The 19,830-nt window shown below is 68.6% G+C and carries 17 protein-coding genes; 7 read left to right on the forward strand and 10 right to left on the reverse strand.

Features of this window, described 5'->3' with window-relative positions; all coding sequences use genetic code 11:
- Positions 1-238: 238 nt before the first annotated feature.
- A complete protein-coding gene (locus ABIH81_RS29820) occupies positions 239-2,713 on the reverse strand; it encodes an ATP-dependent Clp protease ATP-binding subunit (protein ID WP_349878177.1) in 2,475 nt (824 codons plus the stop codon).
- 600 nt (positions 2,714-3,313) lie between these two features.
- Between ABIH81_RS29820 and ABIH81_RS29825 the strand changes: the two genes are divergently transcribed.
- The gene (locus tag ABIH81_RS29825) at positions 3,314-3,970 is read left to right on the forward strand and encodes a DUF1345 domain-containing protein (RefSeq protein WP_230650317.1); all 657 of its coding nucleotides are present in this window, start codon (positions 3,314-3,316) and stop codon (positions 3,968-3,970) included.
- Positions 3,971-4,146: 176 nt separating this feature from the next.
- Here ABIH81_RS29825 and ABIH81_RS29830 read toward each other — a convergent pair whose 3' ends face one another.
- The 3 genes from ABIH81_RS29830 to ABIH81_RS29840 all read right to left on the reverse strand — a co-directional run bounded on the left by ABIH81_RS29830 (position 4,147) and on the right by ABIH81_RS29840 (position 6,963).
- Complete coding sequence (locus ABIH81_RS29830) at positions 4,147-5,445, reverse strand: low temperature requirement protein A (RefSeq protein ID WP_349878178.1); 1,299 nt, start codon at positions 5,443-5,445, stop codon at positions 4,147-4,149.
- A gap of 168 nt (positions 5,446-5,613) precedes the next feature.
- The gene (locus ABIH81_RS29835) at positions 5,614-6,117 is read right to left on the reverse strand and encodes a DUF892 family protein (protein ID WP_116507033.1); all 504 of its coding nucleotides are present in this window, start codon (positions 6,115-6,117) and stop codon (positions 5,614-5,616) included.
- A 330-nt stretch (positions 6,118-6,447) separates the two neighbouring features.
- Positions 6,448-6,963 (reverse strand): hypothetical protein, encoded by a 516-nt coding sequence (locus tag ABIH81_RS29840; protein WP_349878179.1) that lies wholly within the window; start codon positions 6,961-6,963, stop codon positions 6,448-6,450.
- Positions 6,964-7,111: 148 nt separating this feature from the next.
- Between ABIH81_RS29840 and ABIH81_RS29845 the strand changes: the two genes are divergently transcribed.
- Positions 7,112-7,894: a transposase family protein gene (locus ABIH81_RS29845; RefSeq protein ID WP_349878180.1), complete on the forward strand. Its 783-nt coding sequence runs from the start codon at positions 7,112-7,114 to the stop codon at positions 7,892-7,894.
- Between the two features lie 181 nt (positions 7,895-8,075).
- A complete protein-coding gene (locus ABIH81_RS29850) occupies positions 8,076-8,588 on the forward strand; it encodes a hypothetical protein (RefSeq protein WP_349878181.1) in 513 nt (170 codons plus the stop codon).
- Here ABIH81_RS29850 and ABIH81_RS29855 read toward each other — a convergent pair.
- The 3 genes from ABIH81_RS29855 to ABIH81_RS29865 form a co-directional block, all read right to left on the reverse strand.
- Positions 8,567-9,658 (reverse strand): IS630 family transposase, encoded by a 1,092-nt coding sequence (locus ABIH81_RS29855; RefSeq protein ID WP_349878182.1) that lies wholly within the window; start codon positions 9,656-9,658, stop codon positions 8,567-8,569. The genes ABIH81_RS29850 and ABIH81_RS29855 overlap by 22 nt on opposite strands.
- 409 nt (positions 9,659-10,067) lie before the next feature.
- Entirely contained in the window at positions 10,068-11,204 is a 1,137-nt protein-coding gene (locus tag ABIH81_RS29860; RefSeq protein ID WP_349878183.1) for a tyrosine-type recombinase/integrase, read from the reverse strand.
- A 63-nt stretch (positions 11,205-11,267) separates the two neighbouring features.
- Positions 11,268-11,570, reverse strand: a complete 303-nt coding sequence (locus tag ABIH81_RS29865) for a helix-turn-helix domain-containing protein (protein ID WP_349878184.1) — start codon at positions 11,568-11,570, stop codon at positions 11,268-11,270.
- Between the two features lie 933 nt (positions 11,571-12,503).
- Between ABIH81_RS29865 and ABIH81_RS29870 the strand changes: the two genes are divergently transcribed.
- Positions 12,504-13,046, forward strand: coding sequence for a hypothetical protein (locus tag ABIH81_RS29870; protein ID WP_349878185.1), 543 nt, complete (start codon positions 12,504-12,506; stop codon positions 13,044-13,046).
- Between the two features lie 219 nt (positions 13,047-13,265).
- On the opposite strand, the gene ABIH81_RS29875 is transcribed toward ABIH81_RS29870, so the two are convergent.
- Both ABIH81_RS29875 and ABIH81_RS29880 read right to left on the reverse strand, forming a co-directional pair.
- On the reverse strand, positions 13,266-14,267 hold the full coding sequence (locus ABIH81_RS29875) for a DNA methyltransferase (protein ID WP_349878186.1): 1,002 nt from the start codon (positions 14,265-14,267) through the stop codon (positions 13,266-13,268).
- Positions 14,251-15,171 carry a hypothetical protein gene (locus ABIH81_RS29880; RefSeq protein WP_349878187.1) on the reverse strand — a complete coding sequence of 307 codons (921 nt, stop codon included), beginning with the start codon at positions 15,169-15,171 and terminating at the stop codon, positions 14,251-14,253. The genes ABIH81_RS29875 and ABIH81_RS29880 overlap by 17 nt, the downstream gene beginning before the upstream one ends.
- A gap of 836 nt (positions 15,172-16,007) precedes the next feature.
- Here ABIH81_RS29880 and ABIH81_RS29885 point away from each other — a divergent pair.
- The 3 genes from ABIH81_RS29885 (at position 16,008) to ABIH81_RS29895 (ending at position 18,849) form a co-directional block, all read left to right on the forward strand.
- Positions 16,008-16,892, forward strand: a complete 885-nt coding sequence (locus ABIH81_RS29885; protein WP_349881241.1) for a hypothetical protein — start codon at positions 16,008-16,010, stop codon at positions 16,890-16,892.
- A 647-nt stretch (positions 16,893-17,539) separates the two neighbouring features.
- Positions 17,540-17,932, forward strand: coding sequence for a pilin (locus ABIH81_RS29890; protein WP_013285002.1), 393 nt, complete (start codon positions 17,540-17,542; stop codon positions 17,930-17,932).
- A 2-nt stretch (positions 17,933-17,934) separates the two neighbouring features.
- Positions 17,935-18,849, forward strand: coding sequence for a conjugal transfer protein TrbL family protein (locus ABIH81_RS29895; RefSeq protein WP_349878188.1), 915 nt, complete (start codon positions 17,935-17,937; stop codon positions 18,847-18,849).
- A gap of 407 nt (positions 18,850-19,256) precedes the next feature.
- Here the strand turns inward: ABIH81_RS29895 and ABIH81_RS29900 are convergent, their stop codons facing one another.
- On the reverse strand, positions 19,257-19,763 hold the full coding sequence (locus ABIH81_RS29900) for a DUF1440 domain-containing protein (protein ID WP_349878189.1): 507 nt from the start codon (positions 19,761-19,763) through the stop codon (positions 19,257-19,259).
- Positions 19,764-19,830 lie beyond the last annotated feature (67 nt).

Below are 19,830 nucleotides of genomic sequence, written 5' to 3' on the forward strand. Positions count from 1 at the left end.
GGGTGCAGCGGATGCCGCCCGTGCGGCGCAGCGCCTTCTACGCATTGGGGGCCGATGGCGACGTCCTTCAGGCACAGGGGGTTGGCCGGGCGGTTGTCCCGCAGGCTGACCGGCCTGCGCCGGCGTCGTCGTCAAGCCCTCCCAGCACGGCCGCGGTTTGGATGATCTGCTGCAACAACTCGCCGGGGTGGAGCCCCCGGGACACACCGCGACGGCTCGCCGAGCTGCTCGTCGGGTGTCACGTGCCAGCCGGCACGGCGGGCCGGACCGAGAGGTCGAGTTCGCCGCCGACGACGTTGACCTCGATGGTGTCGCCCGGACTCGCCCCGTCCTCGAGCAGCAGGGTCGACAGCCGGTCTTCCAACTCGCGCTGGATGCTGCGCCGCAGTGGCCGCGCCCCGTACTCGGGCTGGTAGCCCCGGTTGGCCAGCCACTGCGTGGCGTCCGGGCTGATCTCGAGGTTGATGTTCTGTGCGTGCAACCGACGGCGGGTGCGGTCCAGCAGCAGGCCGGTGATCTCAAGGAGCTGGTCCCGGTCCAGGCCGGTGAAGACGATGATCTCGTCGATCCGGTTGAGGAATTCCGGCCGGAACCGCTGCCCCAGCAGCCCCATCAGTTCCTCGCGCTGGTCGTTGACCGGACGCCCTGCCGCCTGCGCGGCCAGAATGCGGTCCGCGCCGATGTTGCTCGTCATGATCAGGATGGTGTTGCTGAAATCGACCGTGCGACCCTGTGCGTCGGTGAGGCGACCGTCGTCGAGCACCTGCAGCAGCGCGTTGAACACATCCGCATGCGCCTTCTCCACCTCGTCGAAGAGCAGCACCGAGTATGGCCGGCGCCGGACCGCCTCGGTGAGCTGACCGGCCTCCTCGTACCCGACGTAGCCCGGGGGCGCTCCGACCAGCCGGCTGACCGTGTGCTGCTCCTGGAACTCGCTCATGTCGAAGCGGATCATGCTGGACTCGTCGCCGAAGAGCGCCGCGGCGAGGGCTCTGGCCAGTTCGGTCTTGCCGACGCCGGTGGGTCCGAGGAAGAGGAACGACCCGTCGGGTCGCTGGGGGTCACTCAGCCCGGAACGCGATCGGCGTACGGCGGCCGCCACAGCCCGTACGGCCTCGTGCTGGCCGACCACGCGCTCGTGCAGTTGCTCCTCGATGCGCCTCAGCCTCTGCTTCTCCACCTCCGTGAGCTGGGTGACGGGAACACCGGTACGGCGGCTGACCACCTCGGCGATGTCGCTCATGCGCACCTCGGGCACCGGAGGCGTGCCCTCCTGCGCCGCCGCCAGGTCCCGCTCGGCCGCACCGATCTCGGCTTTCAGCGCACCCGCGCGCTGATAGTCCTCGTTCGCCACCGCGCTGTCCTTCTCCCGGCGCAGCTGGGACAGCCGCTTCTCGATCTCCTTCTTGTCCGGAGCGGGTGTGCGGGAACGCAGCCGGACCCGGGCGCCCGCCTGGTCGAGCAGGTCGATGGCCTTGTCCGGCAGAAACCGGTCGGTGATGTAGCGGTGGGACAGTTCAGCGGCGGCGTCCAGCGCTTCGTCCGTGTAGCGCACCTGATGGTGCGCCTCGTACCGGTCACGTATGCCCTTGAGGATCGCGACGGTGTCCTCCACGCTCGGCTCCGATACCAGGATCGGCTGGAACCGGCGCTCCAGCGCGGGATCCTTCTCGATGTAGCGACGGTACTCGTTCAGTGTCGTCGCACCGACCACGTGCAGTTCGCCGCGGGCCAGGGCGGGCTTGAGCATGTTGCCGGCATCCATCGCCCCCTCGCCACCGCCGCCCGCGCCGACAACGGTGTGCAGTTCGTCGATGAAGAGGATCAGCCCGTCCTCGCCCGACGTCACCTCCTGGATCACGTTCTTCAGGCGCTCTTCGAACTCACCGCGGTACTTGGTGCCCGCCACCATCCCGGACAGGTCGAGTGCGACCACACGCCGGTTGGCCAGGGTTTCGGGCACCTCGTCGTTGACGATGCGCTGCGCGATGCCCTCGACGATGGCCGTCTTGCCGACGCCCGGCTCGCCGGTGAGCACCGGATTGTTCTTCGTACGCCGGGAGAGCACTTCGATCGTGTCGTCGATCTCGTCGTCACGGCCGACGACCGGATCGAGCCGACCGGCCCGGGCGTCCTCGGTGAGGTCCCGCCCGTACTGGTCGAGGGTGGGGGTGCTGCTGGCCCCGCGCCCGTCGGCACCGCCCGCCGGCGGCGTGGGCCCGGTGACGGCCCCACCGAGCGCCCGCAACGCCCGGCCCGCGGTCGTCTCCGGGTTCGCGGCGATGCCGAGCAGGAGGTGTTCGGGGCCGATGTACGTCGCGCCGGACCGTCGCGACTCGCGGTGCGCGTCGAGCAGGGCGCGCTTCGCCGCCGGCGCGAGCGGAGGCGTGTCCTCGCGTGGCCTGCCCTTGGGGACGGCCGACTCTATCTGGCGGGCCAGGTCGTCGGGGTCGGCGCCGCTCGCGCCGAGCATCCGGCGGGTGGGGTCGGCCTGGGCGGCGGCCCACAGCAGGTGCTCGACATTGAGATAGGGACTGCCCCACTCCGTAGCCTGCTCGGCTGCCCGTTGCAGCAGTTGCCGCGACTCGGTGGAGAGCAGCCGGGACAGGTCGACCCGCTCCACCGGACGTCCCGCGAACGGATCCCCCCCGAAGAACCGACTCATCAGGTCGTCCAAGGAGCCGCCAGGGATGCGGAACGCGTCGAGCGACATCTCATACCCTTTCTGCCGGTGGGGTGGGTCCTCGGCACAGGCCCACCTGAACGCTACGCACCTTTCGCCCACAGAGTTGGCCTTATGGGTTTCTGGGGAGGCCAGGGTTTGTACTCGCTGCGGGTGCAGGGCAGCCACTGAGGGTGGTTGTCGCGGAGGTCGCACCGGAGCGTCCCAGGCGCTGGGCCCCGTCGGCGCCTGCGGCCTGCCCACCATCGGATCGGCGCCTTGACCGGCAGGCCGGGAGGCGCGGGACCCCGGTACCCGCGGACCCTGCGGTCTGCCCTCACGAGCGCTGCGTTGTTACCGGTGGACTTGACCCAGGCGTCCGGCAGGCGTCCGAGTTTGGCCATCGGCGGGGGACCGAATTGCGCTCAGTGTTCCGACAGCACCACGCTCTCCGCCGTCTTGCGCCCCAGACATCTCCGCCGAGTTCGGGCGGCGAAGGCGTGATCGAAAGGCGGCGGTGTACTTGCGGTCGCGGATGAGGAACCCTCCCCGCAGCACACCGGCCACCCCGCCCCACCCTCGATGCGGCCCGATCCGGTGATGGCTCCGGGTTTCCGCTGGCCGGCCCGGTTGATCCGGAACGCTGAACGGGTGGAGCAGCGATCGGGACGTGCGCCGGGACGCCTGCTGTCCGTCAGGCGTGCGCTGTGGTCGTTGGCCGCCGGTGTCGTCGCCGGCACGGCCACCGCGCTCGTCGGGGCGCCGGAGCTGACGCCGCTGGTGGTCTGGACGATCGCGGCGGGCACGATCCTCGTTTGGGTGTGGCGGGCCTGCTGGTCGGCGAGCCCGAAGCGTACCGAGCAGCTTGCCGAGGCGGAGCAGCACTCCCGTTCCACCGACTCGGCGATCCTGATCGCGTCCGTTGCCAGTCTCGCCGCCGTGGCCGAGGCGCTCGTGCGCGCCTCGAACCAGCATGACGCAGTGGCAGTCACGCTGGTGATCCTCAGCGTCATCGCGGTGGTCCTGGCGTGGGCGCTGGTGAACACGGTCTTCGCGTTGAAGTACGCCCGGCTGTGCTACCGCGACGACGGCGGTGGCATCGACTTCAAGCGGGAAGATCCACCGGCGTACGCCGACTTCGCGTACATCGCCTTCACGGTCGGCATGTCCTATGCCCCGGGCGAGAACGAACCGACGAGTAACCACATGCGCCGGATCGCGCTCGGGCACGCACTGCTCTCGTACACCTTCGGAACCGGCATCCTGGCCGTCGCCGTCAACCTGGTCACCAACCTTGGTCAGTCATGACCCACGAGCGTTAGAAGCAGGACTGTCTCGCTACAGATCTTGAAAGGCCAGGTTTGTCCGCTGTGGCTCGGTGTGTCGGCGTGAGCTTCGCCGATGATCGTTGTATGAACCGCCCCGGGTTTGATAGCGGCTATGATGTTTACGAAGTATGGCGATCCTCAGTCTGCCGCCCATGGTCAGCCCGGCGGCGTGGGTGCCTCAGCAGGCTTCCCGGCTGCCCGGCGTGCGTCGGCGACGGCGATCGCGAGCAGCACCACGGCCACTACGGTGACCACCACCAGCGGCGGGGCGAAGGCCAGCGGCACGGCGAGCAGCAGCAGGGCAGCAATGCCGAGCAGCCGGGGCCGGGACACGCGGGAGAAGACCACCCACTCCAGCAGCGTGCGGCCCGCCACGAACAGAGCCGGGCCGCCGAGCATCAACGCAAGCCAAGACTTGAACGTGTGGCCGGTGGGGTGCTTCTGCACCAGTTCATTGCCGATGGCGGCGGCGGCAACCCCGAGGATCATGAGCAGATGAGCGCTGCCGGCTACTCGGCCCAGCCTGGCGGGATTGGCCGCCGACTTGACCGCCGATCCGAACACCTCGCCCGCCCTGTAGAAGTAGATACGCCACAGCAGCACAGCGGTGATGAACGCGATCACCAGCCCAAACGTCTGCGGAAAGCGCCGGCTCCCGGACGCCTCGGTGTAGGCGATCCCGACCGCGAGGATCGTCTCCCCGAGCGCAATCAGCACCAACTGTTGATACCGATCAGCGAGATGCCCGGCAGCGGCCTCCCAAGCCAAGATGCGCTCTGGCTTTTGCCACGGCACCCACCAGCCCAGCCGCGCCGATCCGTACTCGATGACGATCGCGAGCGACCAAAGCAGCATCCTGGCCGTATCGTGGGCGACGGCACCGAGCAGCCACGCCACGGCGGACACGCAGAACCAAACCAGGATTCCCCAATAGAGGCGCTGTAACCAATGTGACCGCAACGCCACAGCAACCACCAGCGCCCGGCCGGCCTGGAGCGCGACGTAGACGCCGGCGAACATCCACGCACTGCCGCCGAACGCCTTCGGCGTGACGACGCCCAGGAGCAACACACCGAAGGCTGTCACCAGCACCATGACCTGCACCGCCAGGCGGCGGGGCTCGAAGCGCGCCGTGCTGTAAGCCGTCATTGACCAGACCCACATCAGCGGCAGGATCAGCAGCAGTGCCTGCAGTAGGCTCGCCCACCGCCCTGCACTAGAGGGGGAAGACGCCAGCTGCGACGTGCTGGTAGCCACCACCCGGTTGAGAGCAAAGACCAGCACAAGATCGAAAAAGAGTTCGACAAAACTCGCTTCCTGCTTGCTCCACTCCCCCCGAGGAGCCTCACCCCCAAACCACTGGCCGCACCAGCACCTTCCATGCGAGCCATTCAATGCCGAAATGCCGCCGCGCGTCGGACGATTGCGGGTATCTGAGGACTCATTCCTGAGCACGGCCCTCGGCTGGCCTAAAACTGGCTGGCCGGCGTCCCCGCCTAGCCGGCATGTGGACAGGATGATCACAGGCAAGAGCGAGAGGATGACCTCCTCATCGGACGGCTGCAGACCTTCCAGCCTCCCTGTCTCCGGAGGCTGGTAGCCCCTGTGGTGCCCGACGTAAGCTCACGCGGGCCGAGCGACGGGGGTTAGGAGTCGTACGCCCAATTCGTGGCCGTACCGTTCAATTTCAGCCGCACTCTCCTGCTTCTGGACGAGGTTGGCGTGTAGATACTGCACACACTGGGCCTCACCCATAATAATCGCCCAATCAAAAAGGGTCTTGTGTGCCGCAATGGTGAGGTATAGGAACCGAATCAGAGTATCGACTGCGAATTGATCAACGAGGTCGACTGAGGGGTTTGTGCGTACGAAGCTTTCAAATCGCCCATACATGCCTTCAACAGTGTCGGACCGGGTTGAAAGCGGGGAGGTGCCGAATGCCTTGGCGCAGGAGTTGATGTTGTGATTCCACTGCACACATTCCTGTTGCTTGCGCCGTACGATCTGCCCGAGATCGTCACTAACTCGATGGGCCAAGAAGTCGAGTACCCGCCGCCCGGATATCTCCATTTCACCTAGTATGCCTAGCTCATATATGAACAGGTCACGCGTCGTATTAATCGCCATGTGCTCCTCCTGACCTCGCTGGCGAGCCGCCACGGCCTACCCGTTCAGAAACCACCAAAACGCGGCAGGCAAGCCAGCAGGAAGGGTGTAAATTTGCGCATGTCGAACGAGAGGCCGAGAAGGATGAATGAGCCATCCCTGTCTGCCATCGACCCGCCCCTCCTGGGGAGCGAGCCGCCGCCCGGCCCGCGGGCCTTGACGCGCGTACGGACGCTGTCGGAACAGACTGAGTCGGCTCTCGTGTCACGGACCGCGCCCCCGGCGGACATCGCCACAGTGGTCACACGGCTAGCTGGCCTCCGCCACCACCGGCCCTGAGCTGCCGCACGTTCAGATGAACGGTGCTACGTCGTCTGTGCCACTGCCGGGAATCGCCAGATCCTCGCGGATCCTCATGAGAAGGTCGACTTCTGCGTTGTCGTACGCTACCTGCCCCTCATGAAACCTGGGGTCATCCGGGTCGTCGTGCTTGCAATAGTGCCCCCACTGCCAGGCTGCGTTGTATGCCGCAGCGGCTGCCGCAGCAACTGGTGGCGCAGCATAGATCCTCAAACGGTTGAGCCTCTCGAAGGCCGTTGTATGCCAGTCATCCGGGAGTTCGGGCTCCTCAAGGAAGCCGTAACCCTTGTCGTAAGCCAACCGTGCCATGGTCTTGAGTGAGTCGTAAAAGTCGACATAGGACTCGCGGCGGTGATCGAACGTCCTGGCCTCGTCCTCCCGGGACCACCGCTCGTGCTCACGTGCCCGCTCTCGCTCCCACGTCTTATCCTCTCGCCGGTCCGAGCGGCGCTGCGTGATCAGCACGCCCGCGATGCCGCCAGAGAGCGTGCCGAGTACGCCGATCACCGCAACTGCGAGGGGAACCCAGAGTGAGCCATTTTCATCGTGACGGTGCAGGTCACGGGCGGCGCGGGAGGTCGATGTCCATGTAGGACGAGGCTCCCGGTAAGACAGCAATCGACCAAGATCAGATGCCCCAACCGGGAGCCTCGCTGTGCTGTCTTACCCTGCCGCGATTCCGTTGTCCACCGCCAGCCTGAACCACCTCGCTGCCCTCATCCGAACCCGCCGCCAGCAGCGACGGTCCCGGTGGCGACGCCTCGACCCCGGCCGGCAAGCCCTGCTCGCCCTGGCCCACCTGCGCAACGGCGACACCCTGACCCGCCTGGCCGCCGGATTCGAGATCGGCGTCACGACGGCCTGGCGTTATGTCCGCGAGGCCATCGACCTCCTCGCCGCGACCACCGACGACCTGACCACGGCCATGACCAGGATCCGGCTGCTCGCCTACGCAATCCTCGACGGCACCCTGATCCCGATCGACCGGGTCGCCAACCAGAAGCCGTACTACTCCGGAAAGCACAAGCGTCACGGAGTGAACGTGCAGGTCATCGCCGACGCGGCCGGGCGTCTCGTCTGGGCCTCGGCCGCGCTGCCCGGCTCGACGCACGACCTGACCGCCGCCCGCACCCACGCCATCATCGACGCCCTGACCAGCGCCGACGTGATGACCTTCACGGACAAGGGCTACCAAGGCGCCAGCGGCAGCGTGCGCACCCCGTTCAAGCGGCGCCGCTTCCGGCCGAAGCTGTCACGCCGGCAAAAGGCCGTCAACCGGGCCCACGCGAAGATCCGCGCCCGCGGCGAACGCGCGATCGCCACACTCAAGACCTGGAAAATCCTGACCAAGCTGCGCTGCTGCCCACACCGAGCGACCGCGATCGTGCAGGCCATCCTCGTCCTGCACCACGTCGAAGCCAACCGCTACGCAGGATGAAAAGGGCTCAGTGGCGTCACACCTCGATGATGCCGACCGAGTCAACTTGATCAGGCGCTGACATGGACTGGAAGATGGGCAGGGCGACGCGTCTACGCCCTCGGACTGTCGGCGACGAGGTGTATGGTGCATCCCTGCGTGCGACAACCTGTGCCCTTAGGGGTGGAGATCGGAGAGTCCATTGCCGGATAAGTTTCCTCTGATCGTTCTCAACGAATTCTTCCAGGAATCTGAGTATCATCAGTTTATCCAGCCGGTTCATTCGGCCATCGCGACCGTAGCCGAAGATTTGTCGACTCCTCCGCTCGAAACAACGGTCGTCATGTCAGGGAATCTGACGGCATCTGTTAATCGCCGAGCAACAGACAAGAGCTTTTCGCCGGAGAGAATCGGCGGCCAGGTTGCCGGAAAGACAATGCCGATCGACCCGACTAACTACAGTAAAGTCGATGTAGTGATGGATATGGGAATGATGACTTCCACACCCGATGGAACTCAGCAAGCCATGTTCGTCTACCTACTCGCACACGAATTGGGACATGCCGTGATCGGCAGACAAAGGACCACGAGCGGCGATACGCCCACTTCCCATCGAGCGGAGCCGTCGGGCATGGCCGGTCTCTTTGGCTTGGAAGCCATAGACGAATGGCGCTGTGACCGTCTAGTGCCTCGTCATGCAGCCTTGAACGGGTAATCCGGGCGGCGGATCTTGGAGTTGATCGCGAATCCGGATTTCGGTCGAGCTCGCTGGTTGCGCCAGCGGATGTAGTCGCCGATCGCGGCGTCCTGCTCGGCGTGGTCGCGGTGGTCTGTGCCGTTGAGAGCGAAGTACCGCACCGCGGCGAATTCGGCCTCGATCCAGTTCAGCCACGAGGCGTAGGTCGGTAGGAACACCAGGTCGACCTGGTTGGCGGCGCACCAGGCGCGGACCTCGGGGTGCTTGTGCGGGGAGAAGTTGTCCACGATCAGGTAGAGCCTGTCCTCAGGCCAGCGGCGACGCAGGGTCTTGAGGAAGCCGAGGAACTCGCGCCAGCGTTTGCGGTCACGGATGCGGTAGTGCAGCTTGCCCGTGGCCAAATCGAGGGCGGCGATCATGTGCCGCACGCCCTGCTCGCGGGTGTAGGTGGCCCGCAGCCGCACCGGCTGGCCCTGGGGACGCCAGGCCCGGCCGGGGCGAGGCTGCAGGTTCAACGGACCGAACTCGTCCACGCAGAGCACCCGGCCGTCCGCCGGCGGATGGTCGTAGAGGTCCAGGACGCGGCGCATCTTCGCCGTGAAGTCAGGGTCGTTGCTGGCCTTCCACGTCTTGGTGGCCTGCCAGGAGACCCCACGTTCGTGCAGGATCCGCCGGATGGTCTCGACGCTGATCGCCGTGACATAGCCGGCGTCGATGAGGTAGTCGCGCAGCTTGGCAAGCGACCAGCAGGAGAATGGTTTGCCGAGGAAACGGGGGTCGCACCGGGCGATGACGCAGATCCAGTCGCGGGTCTGCTCATCGATCCGTCTCGGTGCGCCCCCGCTCCATTTTGGGTCCAACGCGTCGAACCCCCGTTCGTTGAACGCGTGGATCACGTCGCGGACGTAGTCCTCGCTGGTCTTGAGCAAGTGCGCGATGTCCGGGGCCGGCTGCCCTTGGGCGGACATCAGCACCACGATCGCCCGGCGCAGCTTCACCGGGTCCTTCGCGGTCCGGGTGATTCGCTGCAACCGCTGGCCCTCAGCCATCGACACCTGCCGGACAAACACCTCCGGGCGCCTGCCCACCGGCCACCACCTCCCACAGCCTCATGCGTTGGGAGACAGCCTGCCCGACACGTACTCAGAACCGACGGATTACACGATCAACGTTCAAAGACGCGGCACTAGGTGACCGTGGGTGTGGCCGGTCAGCTGGTGCGGGTCGGTCGGAACGTGCCGACGGTGGCGGCCAGATCGCCGGGCTTGTGGCGCCGCTCGTCGAACACGTACGGCTCAAGGAGGGTCCAGCCGTCGGCGCTGAGCTGCGCGAACCAGGCTTGACGGCGGAGTCTCAGATGCTCTCCGCAGCGGTGCTAGTGCCCGCGAATGCGCGGCACAACACCCCCCGCTCAACCAGTGCTCGCCCATGTCCAGCCCTGGGCGAGATGATGTGGCTAATAACGGCTGGACACCTATGCGCACCTCAGCAGCCTGATCAAGCGACGGGTCGCAGATGCCGCAGCGTGCTGTTGGGGCGGTCGGGATGGGTTGTTTCCCAGCGTCGCTGCAGCGCATCAACAAGGTTGGTGATCATGGGTTCGGTGACGTGGCTGTAGATGCCTCTGACGCCGGCGAGGCGGTGGCCGAGCCGTCGGGCCTGGGCGATCTCGGGGATGCCGTCTTCGATCAGCCAGGTCTTGTGGGTGTGGCGCAGGTCGTGAAAGTGCATCCCGGGAAGAATCGGCGGGATGTCTCGCTGGGGGCCGCCGGTGAGGGCGGGGGTCCACGCGCGGCGGTTGAAGTTGGAGCGGCGTTGGTGGTAGCCGCGGGCGCCGGGGAAGACGGTGTGGTGGGGGTGACCGGCGAGGTGGGTGGCGAGGAGGTTGGTGAGGAAGCGGGGTAGGCGGATGTGGCGAACGGAGTCATTTGTCTTGGGTGGGCCGAGGTACAGCTTGCCTTCGACTTCGTGCAGGGCCCCGGTGTCGGGGTGGACGTAGATGCTGCCGAGGGTGAGGTCGAGGTTGTCTCGGTGCAGGCCGGCGAGTTCGCCCCAGCGCATGCCGGTGTAGGCGGCGGTGAGGATCATCAGGCCGTCGGAGGGTCGGGCTTGGCGGGCGACGATGGCGGCGACTTGTTCGGCGGTGGCGTGGGGCCGCTCGGCGCGGATGCCTTTGGGGATGCGGATTCCTCGGCAGGGGTTGAAGGGGATCCGGCGGTCTTCTACGGCTTCTTGTAGGACCATCGACAGGACCATGATCACGTCGGCGACGGATCGGGGTGCGAGGCGTTTGCCGAGGACGACGGCGAGGGTCTTGATGTGTTGGCGGCGGATGTCGACCAGGGGTAGCGGGCCGAGGCTGGGCAGGATGTGCAGCCGCAAGTGGCTGCGGTAGGCGGCCCAGGTAGCGGGGGACGCTTGGTGGGTGGACTCCCAGATGGGCACCCATTCGGCGAGGGGGATCCGTCCGCCGCGAGGGTCGATGAAGGTGTCGCGGGCGACCTCGACGTCGATCTCTTTGGCGCGAATGACGGCATCGGCGCGCCGGTCATGGGTGGAGTCGGTGGTGACGGTGCCGTCGGTCATACGGAGGCGGACGCGGAACTTCATGCCGCGTTGTTCCACCCAAGCCATGGGTTACTCCATTCGGTGCAGGTGCGGTGCGTCGGTGATGGACGCGTGACTTCGCGGGTCGGATCAAGTCGGCGTCGGCGGGTGGCACCGCCGGTGGGTGCGGCGGCCGGTGGCCGGTTCTGCGGAGGCGGCGATGAGGGCGGCGAGGTCGGCGGCGGAGAAGCGCAGGTGCTTGCCAAGGAAGGTGCAGGGGATCTGGCGGCGCCCGGCGCGGCGGCGTAGCCAGGATTCCGGGATGCGCAGCAGCGCTGCGGCTTCGGCTGGTGTGTAGAGGCGCGGTTCCTGCTCGTCGTGGTGTCCCGTCGCGCGGACGGGTGTGGGTGGCGGCGGTGGGCGTCGTCGGGGGCGGGGCGGGTTGTCGCGCACGGTGAGCTCCTCGCAGGCGCGGGTGGGGCGTGCTCTTCGCCGGCGGATGTCTGGTCGGCCCGCGAAGAGCCCGCGGGTGGTCAGTGGTGACGGCACAGCAGGAGGGCGGAGGGCGGCGGCTGCTTGGGCGGGGACGACACCGTTGCTGAGAACCCGTAGCGCGACGGTGCGAGGCAGGGCGAACGCCAGGTGACCGAGGGGTCGGGCAGGCCCATGAGCGATGCCACGAACGGTGGGGCGAGGACGGGTTGGCCGCCTTGTCCGGGTTGGGTGGGTGAGGGTGCGCCGAGCGTGGTGGCGGGGTGAGCGACGGTAGTGCGCAGGCCAGATCCGCCGGGTGCGGTGGTGGCCGGGGTCTCTGGCATCAGGAAGCGCGGGGTCTAGGCAGCAGGACCCCGGACAGGGTTGGGCGGAAGTCGGGGCCGACTCGGTGGCCGCTGGTTCTGCTGTCGCTGGCGAATCGGGTTGGTGGGAGGTGGCGGGTGCCGTGGGGGTTCGGTGATGTCGAGCAGCCGTGATGTGTGCTCGGGTCCGTTACCCTCGCGGGCGCAGAGGGTGGGCAGCGCGAGTAGCTGCTCCCGCCGCCGGTGGCGGGCAGGATCAACTGGTCCAGCCGGTGCGGGGCGTCGGATGCACAGGCATAGCCGGCTCGTTTCGTACCCGAGCGTGGCCAGGTCGGCGTGAACGACGTCGAGTCGGCGTGGGGGAAGGCGGCGACGTTTTCCACGAACACGAGGGGCGGTCGAAGATCGCGAACAGCGTGGGTGGCGCTTGTCCACAGATTGCTATGGACACCGCTGATGGCGGCGCGTTTGCCGGCCTTGGAGATGTCTTGTCGCTCCAATGTCAAGCTTGGGCTTCTGGCCCCCGGCGGCCTCCGAGGGAGGTGCTGCCGGTAGCGTTCTTTGCGCAGCTGGTGACGGAGGCGGTGCGGTGGCGCGGACGTGGTTGTCGATCCGGGTTGAGTTGGTGTCCGGCCGTGGCGAGGACTTCTGGCCTCGCCCAGGGCGGATCTTCGCGGCAGCGCGGACGCATACGTTTGAGCAGTTCGGCGCGGCGATCGATGACGCTTTCGGCCGATGGGACCTGGCACACCTGCGCCTGTTCACCCTTGCCGACGTGACACCGGTCTGCTCGTTCCAGGTCTGGGAAGAGGCCCCGGACGGTGCTGTCGACAGCGACAAGACCAACCTGAGCAGGCTCACCCCAGGTGAACAGCTCGCTTACGTCTTCGACATGGGTGACGACTGGACGCACCTGTGCACGGTCGATGAACAGCGGATCGATCCGCTGGAACAGCTCGGCTTCGTCCCGACGGAGCCGACGCCGTACTGGGGCTGGGGGAACCTGCCCGATCAGTACGGTCGACGGTGGGACGGCGACGATGACGAATCGCCGATGCCCAAGCCTCCCAAGAACCCGCTGCGTGATCTTCCTCCGATCCTGCCCTGGTGGGGACCGCGGCGCCGCGGCTAAACCCGGCGGACGTGCCTCAATCGGGAGATAGGGACCAAGCTTCAACCACGTCACGCCGGCAGGTCGACACGGCGGCGGACGACATGACAAGACCTCGTCAGCCCTCAGGGCGACAGCACGGAAACGAGTCAGCCCACCCACCGTGACGTCTCTGCCACGGGCGGCGGACCGACCCGCCCAGCGCCGCACGGGGCGGCAGCACGGGAATGAGGCAGCCCGCTACCGCGCCTTGGGTTCCCCGTGAGAACACTTGGGTTCGCGGGAACTTCCGGAACTCTGGCTCTTGATGAACACGAGAACGTCCTCGTGCGCGATCAGGTGCATGGGGGTGCCGGCGGCCCGGGCCTTGCGGACGGCCTGGAGTTGGAAGAACGACGGGCGGGCCACGAGCCCGCCGTCGCGGACGGCGGCGAGCAGCGCCACGCATCGGTCGACGGGGGTGAGGCCGGCGCGGATGCCGGCGCCGATGACCGCGCTGGGCAGGTCGACCAGTGCGCCGTGCTTGCGCCACGGTCGGGCGGTCACGACGACGACCCCACCGGGGCGTAGGAGGGTGTGGCAGCCGGCGAGGATCTGGGCGAACCCGTCGGCGAGGCCGGTGAGGTCGCGGTAGGCGAGGTTCCCGCGGTCGGTGCCGTCGTTGTAGGCGTTGTCGAACTTGGCCACGCCGTCGGCGCCGGGCCGGACCAGGCCGTGCACGGTCGGCCCGTACGGCGGAGAGGTCACGACGAGGGCGACCTGCCCGGCCAGGGCCCCGGGTACGAGCGACAGGATGCTGGTGGCGTCGCCGCGGATGACGCCTGCCCGGCCGGTCGCGCCCTGGGTGTGGGCGTGTGTGATGTTGGCGTCGGCGATGTCGGACCAGCGTGACTCGTACTCCACGCCGATCGCGTCGCGGCCGGCGTGGATGGCCTCTACGAGGGTGGTGCCGATCCCGCACATCGGGTCGAGCACCAGGTCCCCCGGCTGGGTGTAGGCGGCGACGGCGTGTGCGGCGATCGCGGGGAGCATCCGCGCCGGGTGTTGCACGGACTCGCGCACGTACCGGCCGCGGCGCTGGACCGGGCCGGTGGCCTGGGCCGTCGCCCACACCGACAGGCCCTCCGGGCCGGCAGCAGCCTGATGACCTCCGATCGGGTCGATGGTGAAGGGGGCAGTCGGTGTGCTCTGCTCGTCGGGGTCGCCGACGGTGTCTGCGCGGTGCTTAGCCACGGCGACCATCGCCCTCGCGCCCGCCCCGTCGACGCGGGGCGCGGCTCTGGGATTGGCTGAAGACCATCAGGTCCGCGTGGACTCGCAGGTGCGCCATCTGCCACCGCTGGTCGGTGGTGGTGAGGGTGAGTAGTTCCTCGTCGGTGACGTGGTAGACGAAGGCGTCGCCGTCGGTGTCGGCGGTGACGGCGACGAGGTGCTGCAGGTAGCCCAGTCCGACGCTGGCGGCGGCCTGGACCACGCCGGAGAAGTCTTCCGGGCCGGTGGTGGTGCCGGCCGGGACGGTGACGAGGAGGATCAGGCAGCCGCCCGGTTGCAGCAGTGCGGCGCAGGCGGTCAGCAGCCACGCCAGCCGGACCCAGTTGGCGGCGGCGTGCTCGTGCAGGGGCCAGCAGGCGACCACGAGACTGGTCGCCTGCTGCAGGGAGTTGTCGGGTGGCGGGACGGCCGCCGTGTCGGTCGGTGGGTGCAGTTGCGGGTCGGTGAGATCGTCACCGAACCAGGCGCCCATCTCGGGCAGGTCGTCCTCCCCGTCCAGTTCCGCACCGACGGTGGCGCCGGCAGGCGGGGCCGCGGCGCCCGGGCCGATGATCAGGCTGGACGTGTCGGTGAACCACGCGGGGTGGTGACGGCGCGCTCCGGCCGCGCAGGCCTGGGTGAGGGCGTGGTCGGTGGTGAGGTCGACGACCGCTTCGCCGGGGCGGCTGTAGGCGGCGATGAGGCGGCCGGCCAGTCGGGTGCCGATGCTGCGTCCGGCTTCGCCCGGGGTGCGGGCGGTGCGCCAGACGGTGAGCGGTACCGGCGGGTCGCCGGCGACCAGGTCGGTCGGTGTCGGGTCGACCTCGGCCAGCAGGCCGGTGTCGGCGGTGGGGTCGGGATGCGGGTTGTGGTGCTGCGGCGTGTGCTCGCTCATGTGGTGTCGGCTCCGCGCCGCGCCGTGGTGCGCTGACACCCTCAAACCGGTGTTTGTCAGCTGTGGCGAACACCTGCCTCTCTCACGGTGATCTCGCAGATGTCTGACAGCCGGTTCCCGTCCGCCTGGCTGCCCTGGCCGCCGGGATATTCACGCGGGTGCCGACTCCATGGGTCGGATCAATATCGGGAGGCTGCCAGAGCCGTCGATCGTCCCAGTTCTGTCAGCCGCCCAGTGTCACGGCCACCTCGGCCACACCAGCGGCGTACGCCAATGACACGGGGTGCTGGCCGGCATTGTCAGACCGCTGTCCGACTTCCCCGGACGGCAGCGGCGCCGCCGGGGGGCACCGGCTCCGAAGCTGTCATTCGGATGGCGGCTCGTCAGACCGTCACGGCCCGGCGGACGGACGCTGTCAGCCGGCACGCCGGCGCACCCCACGCCCCGTGGACGCCGGCAGGCGGCCGGGCGTCCAGCCGATCGCGGTCTGTCACTGTTCGCTGTCAGGCGCTGGGAGACGGGCTGGGATGTGTCGTCGGGCCCGCGCCGCGGTGGCGCGTCCTCTCATCCGGCCGCGGCTGCGGAGCGTGTCCGTCCGTCTCTGGTCGTGTCAGCGCGCAGGTCAGCGTGGCGTATCAGAACGGTGCACGTCGACGTCGATCGTCAGTGAGCGGTGGTGTCGCGAGAGGCGACTGATGGCGTCGACCCGGTGTCCATGTCGGCCAGCCTGCGTTGTCAGGGGTCCGTGAGGCCGGGGTGGCGCAATGGCGGTCAGGCGTGCCGGCTGCTGCGTCGGCCCGTCCTCGACATTCGCCTCTGACATGGGAGTTCCTGACATGACCTCCTCCGCCACCGGCTGGCCCGACTCCCCTCTGGACGCCGTGGACACCGCCTTCGCCGGCCTGACCTGCGACCCCGACCCGTTGTCCCTGGACCTCGATTCGCTTGTCGGGCAGCTGGGTGATGACACCGGTCTGCCCGGCGGTGTCATCGCGCTGCCGGCGTTGCGGCAGTGGCTGCTGAAGCATCCCCGCGCCTACAGGGTGCGGGACGTGGTGTGGCGGGAGCTGATCTTGCGCGCCCGCCTCGATGGGCCGGCCTGGGTCATCGCCGCGGTCGCCCTGGCGATGCCGGCGCTGCGCCGCTACGCCGGCCGGTTGCATACGGGCTGGGCCGGCGACGCCCACGACCTGGACGCCGAGATCCTCACCGGTTTCCTGACCGCGCTGCGCGACCGGGTTGACCTGGCCCGCCCGGCGCCGTACGCGGCGTTGTGCATGGCCGCGTGGCGGGCCGGCCATGAACTGCGGCAGCGTGCTGGCGCCGAGGCCGTGCCGGTGGACGACCTCGAGCACGTCACCGGTCCGCGTACTCCGAGGCGGCCCTACGGGCATCCGGACCTTCTCGTGCGCCGCGCTGTCGAGTTGGGCATCGTCGATGAGTGCGATGAGCAGCCCTACATCGACCTGCGGCTGGGCCGGCGGGCCATCGAACCCATCGCCGCCCGGCTCGGCGTGGAGGTCGACACGCTGCGGCGGCGCGTCGAGCGCATCGACGTCCGCATCGCCGAAGCGCTCGCCGCCGGGCTTCTCACCGAGGTGATCTCACCGCGGGTGCAGGAGGACCTCGCCGCGGCGGCCGAGCGACGACAACACATTCGGGCCGCCCGCGGCGCTGGTCCGCGACCGGCTGCGGCGCGGGTGAGGCTGGCAGCCGCCTGAGGTGCCGTCCCCGTTGAGCGGCCCGACGCGGGCCCGGCCATCTGGTCGGGTCCGCGACCGTGTGCGGCGAGCCTGCCGTGCCGCATCGGCGACCGGTTCCCCATCCATTCCCCGGTACGGCGGCGAACCGCCGTGCCCGGGGGTGGGCCGGGCTGTCGGAACTCTCACAACGGCGTCCAGGGGATGTCGGGGAGGCGGCTGTGAGGTTCCGGCGCCGATGCTGACAGGCGGTTCCGTCACCGGCGGCATGCTCGCCGGAAAGGCGTGCCGGCCAGGGTCGTTCGAGGTTTGTGAGGTGGTGTCGGAGCGCTGTGGGACAGGCAGGTGTTCGCCAGGGCTCACAAACGCCGGTTTGAGGGTGCGGAACTCCTCCGGCGCCACCACGGCGTCATGCGGAGGTTTGGTTTCGCCCGCCGTCGGGCCGGGACATAGGGCTGACACGGGACCGGGTGCCTCGGGTGCCGCGCCACGTTGATGCGCTGACACCTCATCGATCGCCGCTGACCCGAACGGGAGGACGAGCTCCTCCCGAGGTTCACCGCGCTCCCCTGTCCGGCATGTGTCTCCCGCGCCCGGCGGCGGCTCCCCGACCGCCAAGTTCGACTATTCGCGCCGGCCGTGAGCCGGTGCGGGAGGTGCAGCCACCCATGTTCCCCACGTTGTGGGCACGTTCTCGTGCTCTGACCATCGCGCTGTCCACGCTTCGCCGCGTCGCCCGGGTCGCCGCGCCCGCTGCGGCTGCCCTCGGGATGCTGGCCGTGCCCGCCGTCGCCTACGGCGACGCCGGTGAGCCGGTCATCCTGGCCGTCAACGACCTGCCCACCGTCATCGCCAACCTGCAGGCCTGGGTGATGGGCATCCTGGCCGCCGTCGCCACCCTGTTCCTGGTCCTGGCCGGGGTGTACTGGGCCACCGCCGGCGGCGACCCCGTCCAGGTCGACAAGGCCAAGGGCGCGTTGAAGAACGCTCTGATCGGCTACGGCCTGGCCGTGCTCGCGCCCGTCCTGCTGAGGGTCGTTCAGGGAATCGTCGGAGGCTGACGATGGCCTGGGCGCTCGACCAGATCCTGGACTGGTTCGCCGGTCTGCTGCTGGACTGCCTGAACGGGCTCATCACCGCGATCACCCGCGCGCTGCTGATCACCCCGGACGTCACCAGCCTGCCGCAGGTGCAGGCCCTGACCGGACGGTCGGTCTGGGTCGTCGACACCGTCTTCGTCCTGGCGTTCGTCACCGCTGGTGTTCTCCCCATGGTCGCCGGCGGTGACGAACGCGCCCGCTACACCGCGAAGGATCTCCTGCCGCGGTGCGTGGTCGGGTTCGTCACCGCCCACTTCTCGCAGCTGATCGCCGGCACGCTGATCGAGGCCGCGAACGCGTTCACCACCGCCCTGACCGCGCAGGACTTCAACGGCGACGGGGCCCTCGACGCCGTCAAGACCCACCTGATGGCCGCGCGGGACCAGAGCGCCGGTCTGCTGTTCGTCGTCTGCCTGGCGATCATCGTTGTCCTGCTCGCCGCCACGGCCTGCAGTGTGATCGTCCGCTTCGCGGTCGCGCTGGTGCTCACCGCGGTCGCGCCGATCGCCCTGGCCTGCCACGCCCTGCCGCAAACAGAGGGTGTGGCCCGCCTGTGGTGGCGGTCGTACGTCGCCATGCTGGCGATCCCGGTGGTGCAGGCGTTCGTGCTGTTCGCCGGCCAGTGGATGCTGCTGGACACCAGCGCCATGCTGCCGCTGCTGGGCCTGCCGGTCGAACCGGGCGGGGTGCTCAACCTGTTCGTCGTGATGGTCCTGCTGTGGACCACGGTCAAGGTGCCTGCTCTGATGCGCCGCTACGCCACCAGCGGCGCAGGCGGGCACGGTGGCAATCCGCTCGGCGCGGTCGTGCGGGTCGTCGTAGTGCAGCAGCTCACCCGCGGGCTGCGCGTCCCCGGCGTTGGGGCGGTGCGGCGATGAGCCGCGACCGCCGCGGCGAGCAGCCCGTCGCCGCTCGGATGCCGACGGGCGCTTCATACTGCCTCTCCTGCGGATGGTGTTGGGGTTCGCGTGGCTGACCGTCGCGTCGGCGATGTCGGCAAGTGTCCAACGAGTGAGTGGGGTTGACCGCGCCTGGTGATGTTCGGGGGTCGTCGCGTTGGCGGGGCTGTCTGCGCTGTCAGGGTGGTGTGCGGGGCGTGGGCGGGAGTGTTCACGCCCCGCACGGCGGGCATCCTCGGCGAGGAGACCGTCCTGCCCGTCGGCGGGTAGGCCATCGCGGGGAGCGGCGGGTGGCCAGGCAGACGGGTCAGGTTCAGCGGGTGTACGGGAAGGGCAATCTGCTGCTGGGTTGCCGTCGCCGCATGGTTGATCTGCGTGGTTGGTGGTCAGGGGCGTCGGCGGGTCAGTTTCCACGCGGTTTCGGTCACGGCGGCTACGGTCAGGCCGTAGGCGAGGTGGGCGACGAACCCGCGCAGGTGGGTGGCCAGGGGGTAGGCCCGGTTGGGGGCGGAGAATCGTAGCGCTGGGGTGAGGCCCTCGTCGACGATGAGGGACATGACCGCGCCGGAGGCCAGACCGGCCAGCACCGGGTTGAGGCCGGTGGTGCGTCGTAGCACCGAGTAGACCGGCGCCCAGCTGATCGCCAGGCCGTAGTGGATGGCCATCCCCGCCCGCTGCCGTGCCGTGCCGCGTAGGTCGACGCCGAGCAGGCGCAGGGTCTTGGCGGCGGCGATCTCGTAGGGCAGGCCGGGGCGGGCGGTGTCTTCCCGCTTGCGGTCGGCGTCGGATTCGAGCTGGTACAGCTTCATGCTGATCGGGTCCATCACTTTGGTCGCCGCGTAGCCGGCTGCCGGTGCGACGGCCAGGTCCTTGATCGTCTCGGTGAGCCTCATCGTGCGGTCTCCTTCGGTGGTGGGCGCGGTGCCGCTGGTATCCGGCCTCGCCGGTGACTACCCGGGG

The sequence above is a fragment of the Micromonospora sp. HUAS YX12 genome (genome assembly GCF_040215685.1).
Taxonomy (GTDB): Bacteria; Actinomycetota; Actinomycetes; order Mycobacteriales; family Micromonosporaceae; genus Micromonospora; species Micromonospora tulbaghiae.